The 16706-nt window shown below is 34.0% G+C and carries 18 protein-coding genes and 2 pseudogenes; 10 read left to right on the top strand and 10 right to left on the bottom strand.

The genetic code is table 11. The features are described from left to right. The 6 genes from GKR88_11110 to GKR88_11085 form a co-directional block, all read right to left on the bottom strand. The gene (locus tag GKR88_11110) at positions 1 to 861 is read right to left on the bottom strand and encodes a rhomboid family intramembrane serine protease (GenBank protein ID QMU64781.1); all 861 of its coding nucleotides are present in this window, start codon (positions 859 to 861) and stop codon (positions 1 to 3) included. Positions 862 to 865: 4 nt separating this feature from the next. Continuing rightward, positions 866 to 1600 (bottom strand): rhomboid family intramembrane serine protease, encoded by a 735-nt coding sequence (locus tag GKR88_11105; protein ID QMU64780.1) that lies wholly within the window; start codon positions 1598 to 1600, stop codon positions 866 to 868. Position 1601: 1 nt separating this feature from the next. Continuing rightward, on the bottom strand, positions 1602 to 3404 hold the full coding sequence (gene mutL, locus GKR88_11100; protein QMU64779.1) for a DNA mismatch repair endonuclease MutL: 1803 nt from the start codon (positions 3402 to 3404) through the stop codon (positions 1602 to 1604). Beyond that, positions 3405 to 3686: a riboflavin synthase subunit beta gene (locus tag GKR88_11095; protein QMU64778.1), complete on the bottom strand. Its 282-nt coding sequence runs from the start codon at positions 3684 to 3686 to the stop codon at positions 3405 to 3407. 107 nt (positions 3687 to 3793) lie between these two features. After that, the gene (locus tag GKR88_11090; GenBank protein ID QMU64777.1) at positions 3794 to 4273 is read right to left on the bottom strand and encodes a 6,7-dimethyl-8-ribityllumazine synthase; all 480 of its coding nucleotides are present in this window, start codon (positions 4271 to 4273) and stop codon (positions 3794 to 3796) included. After that, the gene (locus tag GKR88_11085) at positions 4273 to 5037 is read right to left on the bottom strand and encodes a tetratricopeptide repeat protein (GenBank protein QMU64776.1); all 765 of its coding nucleotides are present in this window, start codon (positions 5035 to 5037) and stop codon (positions 4273 to 4275) included. The genes GKR88_11090 and GKR88_11085 overlap by 1 nt, the downstream gene beginning before the upstream one ends. Positions 5038 to 5128: 91 nt before the next feature. On the opposite strand from GKR88_11085, the gene recF reads away from it, so the two are divergent. Both recF and GKR88_11075 read left to right on the top strand, forming a co-directional pair. Continuing rightward, a complete protein-coding gene (gene recF / locus GKR88_11080; GenBank protein ID QMU66694.1) occupies positions 5129 to 6208 on the top strand; it encodes a DNA replication and repair protein RecF in 1080 nt (359 codons plus the stop codon). 298 nt (positions 6209 to 6506) lie between these two features. Continuing rightward, complete coding sequence (locus GKR88_11075) at positions 6507 to 7352, top strand: geranylgeranyl reductase family protein (GenBank protein ID QMU64775.1); 846 nt, start codon at positions 6507 to 6509, stop codon at positions 7350 to 7352. Positions 7353 to 7377: 25 nt separating this feature from the next. Here the strand turns inward: GKR88_11075 and GKR88_11070 are convergent, their stop codons facing one another. Beyond that, positions 7378 to 8373: a transposase gene (locus GKR88_11070; GenBank protein QMU64774.1), complete on the bottom strand. Its 996-nt coding sequence runs from the start codon at positions 8371 to 8373 to the stop codon at positions 7378 to 7380. A gap of 326 nt (positions 8374 to 8699) precedes the next feature. Here GKR88_11070 and GKR88_11065 point away from each other — a divergent pair, with 326 nt between their 5' ends. After that, complete coding sequence (locus tag GKR88_11065) at positions 8700 to 8978, top strand: hypothetical protein (protein QMU64773.1); 279 nt, start codon at positions 8700 to 8702, stop codon at positions 8976 to 8978. 113 nt (positions 8979 to 9091) lie between these two features. Here GKR88_11065 and GKR88_11060 read toward each other — a convergent pair whose 3' ends face one another. The 3 genes and pseudogenes from GKR88_11060 to GKR88_11050 form a co-directional block, all read right to left on the bottom strand. Continuing rightward, on the bottom strand, positions 9092 to 9364 hold the full coding sequence (locus GKR88_11060) for a helix-turn-helix domain-containing protein (GenBank protein QMU64772.1): 273 nt from the start codon (positions 9362 to 9364) through the stop codon (positions 9092 to 9094). Next, positions 9360 to 10949 (bottom strand): annotated as a pseudogene (locus GKR88_11055) (ABC transporter substrate-binding protein). Before GKR88_11055 ends, GKR88_11060 begins: the two are co-directional and overlap by 5 nt. Before the next feature lie 155 nt (positions 10950 to 11104). Beyond that, a complete protein-coding gene (locus tag GKR88_11050) occupies positions 11105 to 11542 on the bottom strand; it encodes an ATP-binding cassette domain-containing protein (GenBank protein ID QMU64771.1) in 438 nt (145 codons plus the stop codon). Positions 11543 to 11630: 88 nt separating this feature from the next. Here GKR88_11050 and GKR88_11045 point away from each other — a divergent pair. The 7 genes and pseudogenes from GKR88_11045 to GKR88_11015 all read left to right on the top strand — a co-directional run bounded on the left by GKR88_11045 (position 11631) and on the right by GKR88_11015 (position 16699). Further along, positions 11631 to 12508: pseudogene (locus tag GKR88_11045) on the top strand (IS982 family transposase). A 35-nt stretch (positions 12509 to 12543) separates the two neighbouring features. Continuing rightward, positions 12544 to 12906, top strand: a complete 363-nt coding sequence (locus tag GKR88_11040) for a DUF2147 domain-containing protein (GenBank protein QMU64770.1) — start codon at positions 12544 to 12546, stop codon at positions 12904 to 12906. A 5-nt stretch (positions 12907 to 12911) separates the two neighbouring features. Next, complete coding sequence (locus tag GKR88_11035; protein QMU64769.1) at positions 12912 to 13439, top strand: hypothetical protein; 528 nt, start codon at positions 12912 to 12914, stop codon at positions 13437 to 13439. 46 nt (positions 13440 to 13485) lie between these two features. Then, complete coding sequence (locus tag GKR88_11030; GenBank protein ID QMU64768.1) at positions 13486 to 13824, top strand: hypothetical protein; 339 nt, start codon at positions 13486 to 13488, stop codon at positions 13822 to 13824. A gap of 220 nt (positions 13825 to 14044) precedes the next feature. After that, a complete protein-coding gene (locus GKR88_11025) occupies positions 14045 to 14845 on the top strand; it encodes a hypothetical protein (GenBank protein ID QMU64767.1) in 801 nt (266 codons plus the stop codon). A 647-nt stretch (positions 14846 to 15492) separates the two neighbouring features. Continuing rightward, positions 15493 to 15705 carry a hypothetical protein gene (locus GKR88_11020; protein ID QMU64766.1) on the top strand — a complete coding sequence of 71 codons (213 nt, stop codon included), beginning with the start codon at positions 15493 to 15495 and terminating at the stop codon, positions 15703 to 15705. A 52-nt stretch (positions 15706 to 15757) separates the two neighbouring features. After that, entirely contained in the window at positions 15758 to 16699 is a 942-nt protein-coding gene (locus tag GKR88_11015) for a hypothetical protein (protein QMU64765.1), read from the top strand. Positions 16700 to 16706: the final 7 nt, after the last annotated feature.

Genomic DNA, 16706 nt, shown 5'->3' with positions numbered 1-16706 from the left:
TTATTTTTTGCCTTGTTTAAATAAAAAGGCTTTCTCCTCCGAAGATAAAGTATCATAACCTGATTTGCTAATCTTTTCTAAAATGATATCTATCTTTTTTTGATGATCCGTTTTCATACTTTTAAAGGTTGATGTAGGTTTTGTTTTTGACTTATAAACAGTCCTTAACGGGGTACGTTTTATTTTAAACAAGTTAAAAATACTCTTATAAAAAGGCGTTTTTTTATGAGTACCTGCCTGACGTACATATAGATAACCGAAAAGTGCTCCGCCCAAATGAGCAAAATGACCGCCCGCATTATCACTTGAGAGTTGTATAGTGACAAAAAGTACCCAAATAGCAGCGATATACCAAAGCTTTACAAAACCTATGAAACGGATTTTAAACTGATATTGAGGTATATGGGTGGCAATACCCACAATGATCGCTGAGATTCCTGCAGAAGCTCCCACTAAAGAAAACAGTTGATTTTTAAATGCAGGGAAATAGTTAATCCCCGCTAAAAACAGCATTCCTCCGAAAAAAGTCCCCAGCATATAAAATGTGAGTAATTGCTTTTGTGTAAAATATTGAATAAACAGGTTCCCGATGAAATATAAGCCTATTAAATTTGATAAGATATGCAGAAAATCAGCATGTAAAAAACCGTAGGTGAGGATACTCCACGGAGTAGAGAACAGGTGTTCATAATCCGAGTACAGGGAAAACCATTTTATCACGAAATTCGTATCAACCTGGTTCAATTCACTAACCGTTTGAGAGAGCAGTGTAATCAAAAAAACAAAGAGATTGATATAGATCAATTTCTCTACAATGGTGCCTTTTATATATCGACGCTGTAGTTCTTTAAAAAAACTCATTTTTCTAACTCCAACGATTAAATTGTTTGTTTTTCCAATAATAGGCAATGATAAAACCAAAAAGTGCGCCGCCAATGTGAGCAAAGTGTGCAATATTTCCTACAGAGTATTTTGTCATACCAAAAAATAAATCTATTGCAATTAATATGGGTATAAAATATTTGGCAGCAATAGGAACAGGGAAGAATATCAATGCAAGTTTAGCGTCTTTAAATTGCAAACCAAAAGCGACTAATACTCCATATACAGCTCCGGAAGCGCCTACAGCAGGAGTATGAAACAGATTATAAAATTCTGTGAGTTCAGCATTATTTAAGGTAATAATATCTGCATATCTGCTATAATTACCAGTTGTTAAAATTGAGTTGATATCAGAGCTATTTAATCCATTAGTAACTAAAGCTTCATAAAAACCATTAAACTGATAATAATTAACTAACGTATAAATTGCCGTCGCTCCGATTCCAACCGAAAAATAGAAGAATAAAAATTTATTTCGTCCCCACATTTGTTCCAAAGGGGTTCCAAAAGCCCATAAGCCGTACATATTAAAAAGTATGTGGGGGAAACTGCCGTGCATAAACATATGTGTTATGTACTGCCAAAATCCAAAATGCTCATTTTGAGGAAAATACAAAGCGAGTACATCTGCTAAATTAATATTCAAAAATTGCGGAGCAATAAATAAGATAATATTAATGATGATTAAATGTTTTATGGCGTCAGTAAGTCTATTCATTTTAATTGGTAAATAAGGAATCTAATTCATGTAACGTTAGTGTTTTAAAGGTAGCTTTTCCTGTCGGCGAAATAGCGGGTTCTTTACATAAGAACAAATCGTAAACCAAAGTTTCCTGTTCTTTTTCTGATAAATATGTACCTGTTTTAACAGCCAGCGTTTTGGCAAAAGATTTGGCCATCACATCAAAAGGGTTAAAACCTGTGTTTGGAATTTCCGATTTAACATCTTCCAATAACTGCTCAATAACCAAAGATGCCTGGCTATCGGTAACAGAAACCGGAATCCCGGTAACCGTTATACTTTCTTTGGTAAATTCCGTAAAAACAAACCCTGCACTTTCCAGATCCGGTTTAATAGTCTGTAGCATTTCCATATCGGCAGTAGCAAAGGGAATGTTTACCGGAAATAATAATTGTTGGCTATTGACTTCTTTAATAGTGATGGTTTTTAGAAATTCTTCATATAAGATGCGTTGATGCGCCTGCGATTGATGAATGAGAACGATTCCCGACTTAATAGAACTCAAGATATATTTTTTCTGTATCTGAAATGTTTTTCCGGTTTCTTTTTGGGTGTCAACTTCAAACAATTCTTTTGGGATCCGAGAGGTATCCGGCTCTAAATCGGAATACAGCACTTCCCAGTCTTGTTCTCTTTTTTGGGGAATTGGTATTCTTTTTCCTTCTTGTTTTTCAAAAGGATTAAAATTCGGGTCTACGGTTATTTTCGGAACAGATGATGTCTCCTTTTTATTGTAATGATAAGGAGTGTCCAAATTAGGATCTTTGTTAAAATCCAGTACGGGAGCAATGTTATATTGTCCCAAACTATGTTTTACAGCAGCTTTGATGATCGCATACAGATCTTTTTCGTTATCAAACTTCACTTCTGTTTTGGTAGGATGTATATTGATATCAACACTGTGGGGAGGAACCGTTAAATATAAAAAATAAGAAGGATATGCGCCTTGTTCCAGCAAACCGTCAAAAGCAGCAACCACTGCATGATTTAAATAAGCACTTTTAATAAAACGATGGTTGACAAAGAAAAACTGTTCCCCTCTCTTTTTTTTGGCATATTCATGTTTGGTAATAAACCCGGTCATTGTTAAAATAGCCGTCTGCTCGTTTATAGGAACTAATTTTTCATTCATCTTACTACCAAAAATAGCGATGATCCTTTTTCTGAGATTTTCAGCTTTTAAATGATACAATTCATTTGAATTATGATGTAATGAAAACGCAATTTCAGGATGTGCCAGTGCAACTCTTTGAAATTGATCTACCATATGGCGAGTTTCTATGGCATCTGATTTTAAAAAATTTCTTCTTGCGGGAAGATTATAGAATAGGTTTTTAACAGCAATACTGGTTCCGACAGCCGAAGAAACAAAATCCTGGCTGATGATTTTACTCCCTTCTATTTTTATCTGATTTCCGAGCTCTTCTCCTTCCGGTTTGGTTTTGAGCACTACATGTGCTATGGCCGCAATAGATGCCAAAGCCTCCCCGCGAAAACCTTTGGTGTGCAAATCAAATAAATCTTGAGCATTTTTGATTTTAGAAGTCGCATGTCTTTCAAAGCACATGCGGGCATCTGTGGTGCTCATACCTTTGCCGTTGTCAATTACCTGGATCAAAGTTTTACCGGCATCTTTTACAAGCAGTTTTATATCCGTAGCTCCCGCATCAATGGCGTTTTCCAACAGCTCTTTTACAACAGAAGAAGGTCTTTGTATTACTTCTCCTGCAGCTATCTGGTTAGCAACATGATCCGGTAAAAGTTGAATGATATCTGACATTTATTTACTGGAGGTAAAAAATATTGACAAGTCAAAATCTATAATATATAAAAAATATAAAACGAGAATACTAGCAATTATAAGTATGGTCTTATTTATACCTTTCCCTTTTGAGTTTTTAAGCTCTTCAATAGCATTGGTAAATTTTGCTTTGAGTCCTTTGTTATTAAGGGTGGTTCTATATTTATCAAATTTATGTTCTATTGCATAGGGACTTCCTTCTCCCTTATAATACCTGGGTTTATATTCAAATTTCCTTATTTTATTCTTAAATATTGCCATAAGTGATTACTGCTGCATTTACTAACAAAAACCACACCGGTTTTTGTTAGTATGTCAAATGTAAAGAATAAAAGAGTAGTGGTCAAGATATGTTAAAAAGTATCTTGTTAAATCTGTCTTAATGCTGCCATTTTTACAGCGGCTATGGCACATTCAATTCCTTTATTTCCAAGTTTCCCTCCCGATCTGTCAATAGCTTGCTGTTTTGTTTGATCTGTCAAGACACAAAAAATAACGGGAACATCATATTTTATATTCAAATCAACAATTCCTTGTGTAACCCCGTTACAAACAAAATCAAAGTGCTTTGTTTCGCCTTGTATGACACTACCTATTGCCAGAACGGCATCTACATTTTGAGAATCGATCATTTTTTTGCAGCCGTAGACCAGCTCAAAACTTCCGGGCACGGTCCGGGAGATGATATGTTCTTTTTTTGCACCACAATCCAGCAATGTTGCTATAGCTCCTTTATGAAGGTTCGAAGTAATTTCCGGGTTCCACTCGGAAACCACAATTCCAAATCGAAAAGGTGTCGCGTCCGGTACGGTTGCTTTATCATAGTGTGATAAGTTCTCGGTAGCCATTATTGAACATAGGTAACCATACTAATGTACTTATCAATATCTTTACCCTGGTTGGAATTAGGGTATTTTTCCTTAATTTGAGTGAACAGATCCAATGCTTTGCCAAATTGCTTTTCGTTCATAGCAATGGTACCGGCTTTAAATAAGAACAACGGAGCCGTATATTCGTTGTCTTTTTTAGTAGCTGCTTTTTCGTAATAATACAATGCATCTTCCATTTGATCTATATCGGCAAAAGCATCACCAATGGCACCTAAAGCAACAGCTCCTAACATTTCATCATTTGCGGAAAAATTTTCCAAATAATTGATGGCTTCTTTGTAGTCTTTTAATTGTAAATAAGACAACCCGGCATAGTAATTTGCCAAATTTCCTGCTTTTGTACCACTATGTACGGCGGCTATATCTAAAAAACCATATTTGCCTTCGGCACCTTCCAAAGCGAGGTTTAAAAGAGAATCTCTGGCGATACTTGTAGTAGCAGCTTCATCATAATATTTTTTCGGAAATGCCAGGTCATTAGACGCTTCTATTTCCGCAGGCTCAACAATATATTTATTGTATCCTAAAAACCCCAGAATGACGGTAGCAACCACGATTAACCCGTAAAACAGAGGTTTGCTATTTTTTTCGATCCACTGTTCCGATTTTGAAGCCGTCTCATCCAATGTGTTAAAAACTTCGGCGGTAGCGCCACCTGTACCTTTTGCCTGCTGTCCTTGTTTCCATTTAGGTTTGGCTCCTTTCTTTTTGTATGTTGCCATATTTTTTAAAAATTGTTGGCGCAAAAATAGTTTTTTTAATTGGATTTGTAAAATTTTCAATAATTTGCGCACTCTTGAATCATTCTTAATAATGCACTTGCAAAAACTCTCAATACTGAATTTTAAGAACATAACTGATAAAACATTTAACTTTCATGAGAAGATTAATTGTTTTACAGGCGATAATGGTATTGGAAAAACAAATGTATTAGATGCCATTTACTATTTATCCTTTACAAAAAGTTATTTTAATCCTGTAGCTGTCCAAAACATAAAACACGGGGAATCTTTTTTTGTATTGAACGGAGATTATGTTTTACAAGACAGGACAGAAAAAATAGTATGCAGTTTAAAAAAAGGACAGAAGAAAGTTTTAAAAAGGAATGGAAAAATATATGACAAGCTCTCCGAACATATCGGTCGGTTGCCACTGGTGATGATCTCACCTGCAGATAGTAATTTAATTGTTGAAGGAAGTGATGTCAGGAGAAAATTTATAGACAGCGTTATTTCCATGTTGGATAAAGAATATTTAAGAGATTTGATTTCTTATAATAGGATCATTATACAGCGAAATGCATTGTTAAAGTACTTTAGAGCCAACAGAACCTTCGATGCGTTAAATTTGAAAGTATATGACGGGCAATTGCCCGTTTTTGGGACTAAAATTTTCAAAAAAAGAAAAGTATTTTTGATGCAATTCTCGCCCATTTTTAATGCCAAATACCAAATGATTTCCGGGAATAAAGAGCAAGTGAATTTACATTATAAAAGTCATTTACACGAAGGTTCTATGGAAAAATTACTGGAACAATCCATAGAAAGAGATCGAATGTTGCAATATACCGGTGTGGGAATTCACAAAGATGATTTGAGTTTTGATATAGGGAATCACCCTATTAAGAAATTTGGCTCTCAGGGGCAGCAAAAATCGTATTTAATTGCGTTAAAATTAGCACAGTTTGAGTTTCTGAAACAAAAATCCAAGATAGTACCGATTTTACTGTTAGATGATATTTTTGATAAATTAGATGAAAAGAGAGTAGCACAGGTCATAGATTTGGTTCATGATGATGTTTTCGGACAGATTTTTATTACTGATACGCATAGAGAAAGAACTGAAAAGGCAGTTAAAAATAGCAATAATTCGTATAAAATATTTGACTTTTAACCCGGAACCTACCTTTCAAACTTTTTAACTTTAAACTGCATTAAGCACCTAAAGAATCTATTCAATAAAAAATATTTTCTATAAGCATCTCAAAATAAATAGCATTAGGAGACCTTTGCCGAATTGATTTGACAAAAAAGTTCGACACCCGAAGAACATTTTCAACCGGAATAACCCATTGGTTTTGAGGATTTAAAATTTTCGGGAAGGAAGAAATTTGAAGTCAAATCAATTCAAATACGGAATATATCACTATTTTGCAAAGGTCTCACTAGTATATTGTTCAAAATTAAAAATCATGAAATACTTTGATGTCGCTATTATCGGGAGTGGCCCTTCGGGAGCTAGTACAGCATTTCATCTGGCTAAAAATGGCGTTTCTACCGTCATTATTGAAAAGGAAACGCTACCTCGTTATAAAACATGCGGCGGAGGTTTTGTATACAGAGGACGTAAAGCATTGCCTTTTGATATTTCTTCCGTTGTGGAAAGAGAATTTTACAAGGTAGATATCTACTTAGGTAAAAAGTTGCACTTTAAAACAGAAAGAGAACAACCTATCATTACGATGATTATGCGAGATGCATTTGACAAGCTCATGACAGAAAAAGCAACAGCATTAGGTGTGGTATTATTAGAAGATAACAAATTAAAAGCCATAACACATCAAAATGATAAAATTACGATAACTACCTCCAAACAAACGATCACTTCAAAATTTGTGATTGCGGCAGACGGAGCACTAAGTCCTACTGCTAAATTGGCCGGATGGAAAACAGATACACGCTTTTTAATTCCTGCTTTGGAATATGAAGTACAGGTTTCCGATGAAAACTTTGACCTTTTTTCTAAAGAAGTTCGTTTTGACATGGATGCTATTCCTTATGGATATGCATGGAGTTTCCCTAAAAAAAATCACCTGTCAGTTGGAATTGCATCTGCAAGAAGGGCAAAAATAAATTTAAAAAAATACTATCAGGAGTATCTGGCAAGTATCGGTTTGACAGCCATCCTTAGTGAATCACAACACGGGTTTCAAATTCCCGTAACATCAAGGACGGATGGCTTTGTAAAAAACAATGTTTTTCTGACAGGAGATGCTGCCGGTTTTGCAGACCCCGTATTCTATGATAAAAACAAGTAAAAGTTGAGATATTATTTTTACTAATTTATGCAGCAAATTTAAAAGTATCTACATAGGGTGTTTGTCGTTTGACAACGGCAAACACTCTTGCTATTAATTTGTTTCTAATAATGTTAACGGTACTCATTTTACTTTTGCCTTGTTTTATTCTTTTATGATAGTATAATTTCATTTCTGGGTTATGTTGTATAGCAGAAATAGCGCACATATTAATAATTGCTTTCAATTTTTTATTAGCCAAATGAGAGACTTTTGTACGTCCTTTAATACTAGTTCCAGATTGGTAAGGAAAAGGAGCAACACCACAATAAGAGGCAAACTTTCTCCAGTTTTCAAATTTTGAAAAATTGTCAGTAAACACAATCATCATTATAGCAGTTTGCATTCCTATACCTTTAACACTAGTAACAAGTTTATAGGTTTCTTTTAACATTATATTTTGGTCAATAATAGCTTGCATTTGAGTATTAATCTTGTGTATTTGTTTGGTTAGTTCTGCAATCATTTTTTGTTGAACGTCAAAGATTATTTTATACTCTTTTGCTTTATAAATTCTTTTTTGTTCTTTCAAAGTAACTTTAAAACCAGCTCTTTGTTTGTTAAGTTTTGTCCTTAAAGATAAGAGACTTTTTAGTTGTAATATACTTCTTTTAGGTAGCTTACTGGGTTTAAGTTCTTCTTTTAATCGATACCCATATAGAGCAATGCGTTTGGCATCAATTTGGTCATCCTTTCCACGAGCAATACCAATAGATCTTTTAATTTCTAAACCAGAAGCTATGAAAAAAGATAATTTTTGTTCAGTTAAAGACACAGATAATAAATGAGAGTACATTCCTGTATGTTCAAATACAAACATGGTTTCTTCTTTAGAGAAAGACGAATTTTTAAAACTCCACTTTAGCATTAATTTAAATCCAGATTTACTGTTCTCAAACTGTTGAACAATTTGTTTAGAATAGATACAAACATCAATTAATAATTTACTGACATCGATTCCGATAATTTCATTTGTTTTCATAATTTTGTAATTAGATATTAATAATAGTTACTTAAACTAAGACCTTTAATAAGGGCAGAAACTGAAATTCTATATGGTTCTAAGTAACTTTTAAAAAGAACGGAGACTAATACGGGGGATGGCTCTAAAAAGCTAGCTGGCCGCTAAAGTTCACTCCGTTCTTTTGTGTTTTTGGTTATCAACAAAATAAGAGTTATTAACAAAGAAAAAAAGAAGCAAAAAAAGAAATTTCATCATAACTATTATGTTTTTATTTTAAGTAATTATTTCTATTTGCTAATCTAAAGGTTACCGCAGAAGGGATTTCCAATGCTATTTACAGCGGGATGTTAGCAGCGCAAGCCATTGTGGAAGCTCCGTCAAATACAAACGAGGCTGAAAGAATTTATATCGAAAAATTACAAGAAAAATTACTTCCGGAACTAAAAACAGGTGAATGGTTGGCCAAATTTTTCTACGAGCAAAAAACCATCAGAAATCTGTTATTGAAAAGATATGGACAACGTTTTTGTGAAGCTATGGCAGATGTTTTTATGGGAGAGCGTTCCTACCCTACGGATGTTAAAAAACGTATGAAACAGAAAATTAAAGAACTCGTATTTTGATATACCTCCGAAAAATCTACCACTTTGTTATACTTTAGTATTCTTTTTGGTATTAGAGATCTTTTTCAAATCAATGTAAATACAAGTTATATACCTATTTTCCATAGATCCCTTTATTCAAACCTGATAGATATATCCAGGTGCGCACCCAGCCCTTCGTTTATAATTCGCTGCAAAGTTGAAAAACGGATGTCCTTTAAGTTCCTTTCCAACTTTGAGATGTAAGATTTATTTGTTCCTGCCAATTCAGCCAACTGATCTTGGGTAAGCCCTTTTTCTTCTCTTGCTTGCCGAATCAAAACTCCGAGTTTAAAAGTGTCATATTCCGTTTCAAATTCTTCGCGTTTTTCCCGATATAAAGCAAAACAAACACTAATCAAATCAATATTTCCTGGCCCTTTTCAGGTGTAACATATCTATGGCGTTTATTCCTAATCCAACTATATTTTTTTGATTAAAACGAATCACTTTATCATAATACAATGGAACTATCGGGGCTTCTGCAATTAAAATACTATCCATTTTTTGGTATAGCCGGTGTCGTTTTTCCATGACTACTTCGGAAACAGATTGTTCGTAAAGTGCATCAAAAGTATCATTTTTGAAGTGGGTATAATTAGGCCCGTTAGGTGTAAAATTTTTACTGTAGAACAAAGACAGGTAATTTTCCGCATCCGGGTAATCGGCAATCCAACTGGCTCTAAAAACAGGAAGTTTCCCATTCGCCTTACCCTGGCGTAAGGTAGAAGGCGAAATAACGTTGATGTTTACAGAAAGGCCTATCTTTTCCAGTTCTCGCTGAATAAATTCACATAAATCCAGGTAATTACTATTTGTAGTAATGGTGATTTCCGGTGATGAATTTTGAGTTTCTTTAATATATCTTTTCATAAGTTTTTTGGCTTTGTCAGGATTGTATTCATAGCCTTTTTGTCCATTAAAAGAAGGTAGCCCTTTAGGAATAAAACCGTTCAATGCCGGAGCTCCAATGCCGTTTCTCAAAAATGTTATCATCTTTTTCCTGTCAAATCCATAATTAATTGCCTGCCGAAGCCACTTATTTTTAATGGCTGATTCTTCATTTCTTCCCAAATAAAAACCCAGATATTCCGTATTTAAATACGGCCCTGTTTGCATGACTATCTGTTTTTTATATTTCTCTTTTAACTGCCCGTTATTTGACAGTATATCATCTTTGTACGAAGCATCCAGGCTCTTCATAAAATCCAGGTTCCCCTGGATAAATTGTAAAAACTCGCTTTGCTTATCCGGTAAAAAAGTGATCGCTATAGCTTCCAGATAGGGCAATCTATTCCCTTTATCATCTTTCTCAAAATAATTTGGATTTCTTCTTAAAACCAGCTTGGTGTTTTCTACCTACAACTTATACTGAAAAGGGCCTGTTCCTATAGGGTTTGCTCTGTATTCATCCCCAAAATACGTTACGGCTTCCTTGGAAACCACAGCGCAATATTTCATTGCCAGTAAACCTAAAAAAGGCGGAAACGTTTTTTTAAGCTGTATTTGAAAAACGGAATCATTCAACGCTCTGAAATCGTTTACATGCTGCATGGCCCACCCCCCGGGTGAAGCCACTTCAGGAGTTGTCAACCTCTCAAAACTATATACAAAATCGGCGGCTTTTACCCTTCTTGTAGCCTTAGCACCAAATAATTGATGCTTGTGAAAATAGACGTCATCTCTTAACGTAAATGTATATGTTTTTCCGTCTTTGGAAATATTCCAACGTTTTGCAATGTCAGGTTCAATACGCAAAGAATCGTTCAATTGCACCAGCCCATTATACAGTTGATGTACTGCCCATATATTTCTTTGGTCTTTTGCAAATGCCGGATCTAATGAAGTAATATTGGAATGTTCATTGTATCGAAATACCTGGGAACTAGTATATTTTGATTCTTTCTTTTGACAAAAAGAAAACAATATGATAAAACAATAAAATGGAATTATCTTACTATTCACAATCAGTTTTAGCTAAAAATTATATCAATAAATGTACAAAATTTCATTCGAAGGTGTCTGTTTAAATTTTTTGAATTAATGTGAAAATTGGAGTTATTCTTTATATAAATGACATAGAAAAGCAGCAAAATATGAAAGCTCGTTTAATCGGTGTTAATAGAACCCCAATATTCACTGTAAAAATTAGGAGTCTTCAAGAGTTGCTGATGATTTCCGCTGTTAGTTATAGTGCCATTTTCTAAAACATAAATTGTATCAGCATATTTTTTTAGTGTTTCCAGGCGATGAGAAATAAATAAAATTCCCATCTTCTGTTTTAACCCAGAAATAAGATCAATACTAAACTTCTCTGTTTTTCTATCCATAGCAGAAGTAGCCTCATCTAAAATAAGTAGTTGCGGTTGTTTGTATAATACTCTTGCAAGAGCAATGATCTGTTTTTGCCCACCTGATAAATTAATTCCTTCTTCACCTAAAATTGTGGCATACCCTTGTGGGAATTCTTTGATAAATTTATTTAATCCATATTCCCGGCAGAATTTAGCCGCATTTTCAGGTGAAACTTCTTTACCTAATAAGATATAACCCGTTGTGCATTATGATTTAGGACAAAAAAGTTGTTCATCTTACTGAAAATCAGTAAATTGATTTAATCACAAATCATTTATAATGAACAACTTAAATGCAAATTACGAAAGAATATTGGAAGTATTAAGAAAAATATCAAAAGAACAACTTTTAATTTATCAAAGGCGTGAACCTAAACTTAGTGATTTAGAACTCATCAGTTTAAGTTTAACGGTAGAATTTATGGGAATTGATAGCGAGAATGATTTGTTTAGGAAACTCCCAATTGCAATTTACCAGAAAATAGAACGAAATGTTTATAACAAAAGAAGGCGTAGATTATTAGATCATTTGGACAGTATTCGATTAAAATTAGCTTCCTACTTTAATGAATTTGAGAATTATTTTATCGTTGACAGTATGCCTTTGGAAGTTTGCAAATTATCAAGGAGTTATCGTTCTAAAATCTGCAAAGAAACAATGCATACCTTTCCAGACAAAGGTTATTGTGCATCTCAAGGTACTAATTATTACGGGTATAAGTTGCACGCAATTTGTTCTGTGAGCGGTGTTTTTCAGAGTATCGATTTTAGTCCAGCATCTGTACATGATATCAATTATCTTAAAGCGGTTAAAATGCAGATTAAAAGCGCTACTTTAATTGGTGATAGAGGATATTTATCCGCAGAAGTTCAACTTAATTTATTTGAAACCTATGATATTAAATTAAATACACCAATGAGAAATAATCAAAATCAGTATAAGAAACAAGCTTATATTTTTAGAAAATCTAGAAAACGTATAGAAACTTTGTTCTCACAATTATATGACCAGTTTATGATTCGAAGAAACTATGCTAAAACTTTTGAAGGATTTAAAACAAGAATAATATCTAAGATATCTGCTTTAACTGTAATTCAATACATCAACAAATTTTCTTTGATAGAAATATCAACAATATTAAAATCAGCATTATTTAAAATGCACAACAGTTTAAACAAGTAAAAACAATAAAATGAAAAATTTAAGAAACGTAATTACATTAGTATTAATGACATTATTTAGCATCACTATTTATGCACAATCAGAAAGTGTAGTTGGAGAATGGGTTGTTGGAAAACAAAACACCGTTATTAAAATAGCACAAGAAAATGAAGCCTATACAGGAAAGATAGTTTCATCTAACAATGAAAAAGCTGAAATAGGGAAATTAATGGTTAAAGATGTAAAACAGGTAGAAGGGCAATGGAAAGGCAAAGTATATTCTCCAAAACGTAAGAAATGGTACGACACAACATTTATTCCAAATAAAAAGGAATTGAATATTGAATTATCCGTTGGATTTTTTAACAAAACCATTACTTGGGTTGAGAAATAAGATATATGCATTTTAACAAAATAAGAACCATTAATAAAGTGGGTTTTCTTACTTTATTAATGGTCGTTTTAGTGGCAGAAGGGTATGGTCAAGATTTTAAATTGGCAGGAATTCAGTACAACAATTACTTAAAATCTGAAGTAAAAGACGGTTCTGAAAATCAAGAGATAGATTTTCAAGAATTTGGTGTTTTTGTAAATTTTCCAAAAAGGTTAAAAAACAATAAAACGGTATTGATTAATGGTGTAGGCTACGGTTTTGTAGAAGCTACGATGAATGATTTTCCTTCTTTAGCCTCAAACCCTTATGATAAAAAATTACAAGAATTTTATTATCAATTAGTAATACTACACCAATGGAATAAAAAATGGGGATTAATGGTCAATCTAAAACCTACTCTTGTGTCAGATTTTGAAGAAAAGTTAAGTTCAGGTGATTTTGTTTTTCAAGGGGCTGTAATTGCAACAAGAACACTAAATGATAAGTTAAATAGGTGCTGGTGTTGCCAATACGAATCGTTTTGGAACTCCTAGAGTGTTACCTGTTCTTAATTTTCAGTACAAAAACAATAAACACGAAGTGAATGCTATCTTACCCGTGAATTTTAAATACACCTATGCGCTATTGCCCGATGAAAAGTTGGAATTGGGGCTGAAGTATGCACTTAATGGAGCTAATTTTAATATCCGAGATAGGAATTTGCCCGATGTGGATAAAATAAATTATTCGCGTGCCTATTTTGGGGTTCTGGCTAATTATCAATTAACCAAAATCCTCCGTTTGGAAGCTTATGACGGACTCAGTACCAACCAAAGGTATAACTTTGTAGGTGCTGATGATAATGTGCTGGAATTTGATTCAGAAGCCGCTCCATTTTTCAATGTTGGGATTGTATGGGTTCCACCTAAAGGAAAATAGATATAAAATAGAAGAAGTTAATTTTTATTTTATTAGGGCGTGTTAACACTAAACGAGAATCATGGATTTTTTAGCTATTTTTTTGGATTTTGAGGCAGTTTTTGCAGAACATAGCCGAGCTACGTTTAAAAAAACTAACGAAAAAAGGCAGAAAAAGAGCAAAAAAGACAATTTTTGGCTTAGTGTTAACACGCCCTAGTTAGATTTGTTGAAATTACAAATGACAAAGAGTATCAGAAAGATGTTGATTCGTATCGTATTGGTTTCGTTATACGCCATTCTTGTATTGAAATTGGTGAGTTTTGTTATGCACGACAATGATATAAAATATAACTCGACCATTTCTAGACAAGTCTTTCTGTTTTTTTACATTTTGTTATTTAATATGAGTACCGAGGGAAGTCTGTTTTTTGACCGTTATTTGAATCAAAAACTACCATGGTTCGATTTTCCTAAAAAACGAATGGTTATTCAATTCGTTTTTATTATTCTGTGGGCTCTTATTTCTATTGCTCTTCCTTTTACGGTTTGGTATTTCATTAATGGGCAGTCATTGGTCTATCCCCGTGCGCCTGTCATTATATTTGTAGGTTCGGTTGTTTTTTTATTGGTTTTTATTGGGGTTTCCATGACCATCAATTTTTTCCAGCAATGGCAGAACTCGTTATTGAAAGCCGAACATTATAAACAAGAAAAACTCAAGGCAGATTATCGGGTATTGCAAAATCAGGTAAACCCTCATTTTTTGTTTAACAGTCTGAATGTATTGATTTCGGAAATAAAACACAATCCCAATGCCGCCGAAGAATTTACACGTAAACTATCGAAAGTATACCGCTATTTTTTACAAAGTAAAAATTATGATTTGATTGCTTTGAAAAAAGAACTGGAATTTATAGATTCCTTTATATATCTGCATAAAGTCAGAATGGGCGATGCCCTGGTGTATTCTGTGAATGTATCGGAAGCAACCAAGCCCGGATTGGTAGTAAAATCCAATGTGCTACCATACCTGCTTTGATAGTATGTAGTAAACAACTGGTAGTTATACCTTCCTGTTAGCTGAAAAATACCGCGTCCCCTGAATTTATAACCATCTCCGGTATTTACGTTTCCTAATTTAGTTTTTGCGCTTCTGTAAGTATCATCATACACTCTATTTGCAAATTTTTGTTTGTTTACATATATAGATGTAGAATCTCGCTTATAATCGTTGGGGTTTGCTTTTGTGGAATCTGCCGTAGGACTGGCAACAGTATTAAAGTATTTTTCCCAGTAATCCTTAGTTCCTAGCTTGGCCCACCTGTAATTCAGGTTTTCTTCAAAAGCTTCAAACTCGTCTTTTCCTGCGGGAGCAAAACTACTTTCATGTCCGGCTTGTGCCAGAAAGTGTTGTAGTTTTTCATCAGTATCAATACCGTAGTCTTTTCCGTGTTTGTTAATAGCATCTGCTATTTCTTCTAAAATATCTTCATCGGTATCCGTAAATACCTTTTTTAGATCATCTTTGGTCGTTTCACATTTGTCTACACAGATCTCCCGATGGGTTTTCTTTACCATTGAATACAAATAAAAACAGAACTCATTTTCTTATAGTTTTACAGGGTGCATAACATTTTGTCGCGAAATAGTTATTTTTAAGGATTAACTTTTAAAAGCGACACCATTATGATTAGCGAAGAGGAATTTTTAGCCCAAGCCAAGAAGCGTTATCAAGCGATAGCAAAATTATCAAACATAAAGAGTTACTATGATTACGAAAAGACTTTTGATCAAATATGGACGGACTATGGTCGAGAGGTTTTAGAGAGAAGTATAAGCGAACCATCTAAAGACAGGCGTAAAAAAAAACTTATCACGTTACGGAAAGATAGAGATTAACAACACTCATCCCTTTAGTGAAAAAGTCAATGGATTTAAGATAAGTCCCTATATGCAAGACAAAATGATTTATATTGGTCAAAACGATTGTTATGGAGATGGTCATGAAGTTTTATCGAATCTTCTAGGTGTTTCAGTCAATGCGATGCAGCTTTACAGAGTCACAGACTTTTATGGTGGTTTATTAGAGCAAGAAAAAGTATTGGAGGTTGATGCCGTTGAACCTGATATTCTTAAGGTAGATAACCAAGAGTGCATATATGCTATGGTCGATGGGTCGATGCTTTTCACTCGGGAAGAGGCTTGGAAAGAAGTAAAATTAGGCAGAATTTTTAAACAGAGTAGCTGTATGGACATATCAAATAAACGTGGATGGATACGCCATTCGTTGTATGAAGCATATTTAGGCAAAGCTGATAAGTTTACAGATAGAATGGATAGATACTTAGGCTGTTACAGGAGTATTGATAAGCGACTGATTTTTGTTGGTGATGGTGCTAGATGGATATGGAAATGGGTAGATCAACATTACCCTTTTGCCACACAAATATTGGATTGGTATCATGCTTTAGAACATTTACACGATTTTGCTAAGGTTTGTCTCTCTAATCAAGAGTCATATAACAGTTGGGTTGGTCAACAGGAGCAACTACTAAAAAACAGTCAAGTAAATCAAGTCATTGAGAATATCAAAAACTTAGAATTGACAAAGCAAAATCAACGTAAACAACAAAGCCAACTTATCACATATTATACCGAAAATAGGTCGCGTATGGACTATCAGCAATATCAAAATACAGGAGCAGGTATTATAGGATCTGGAGCCATAGAAGCAGCTAACAGGGAGGTTGTTCAAAAAAGAATGAAACTCTCTGGACAACGTTGGTCTAAAATTGGAGCTCAAAATATGCTCACATTAAGAACAACTAAACTGAGTGATAAATGGAACAAAGTAGTTAACCTAATCTGTACTGAGAAAAATAAAGCTGCTTAAAACGACA

The organism is Flavobacteriaceae bacterium, from assembly GCA_014075215.1.
Lineage (GTDB): Bacteria > Bacteroidota > Bacteroidia > Flavobacteriales > Flavobacteriaceae > Polaribacter.
This window is presented reverse-complemented; position numbering and strand designations above follow the sequence as displayed.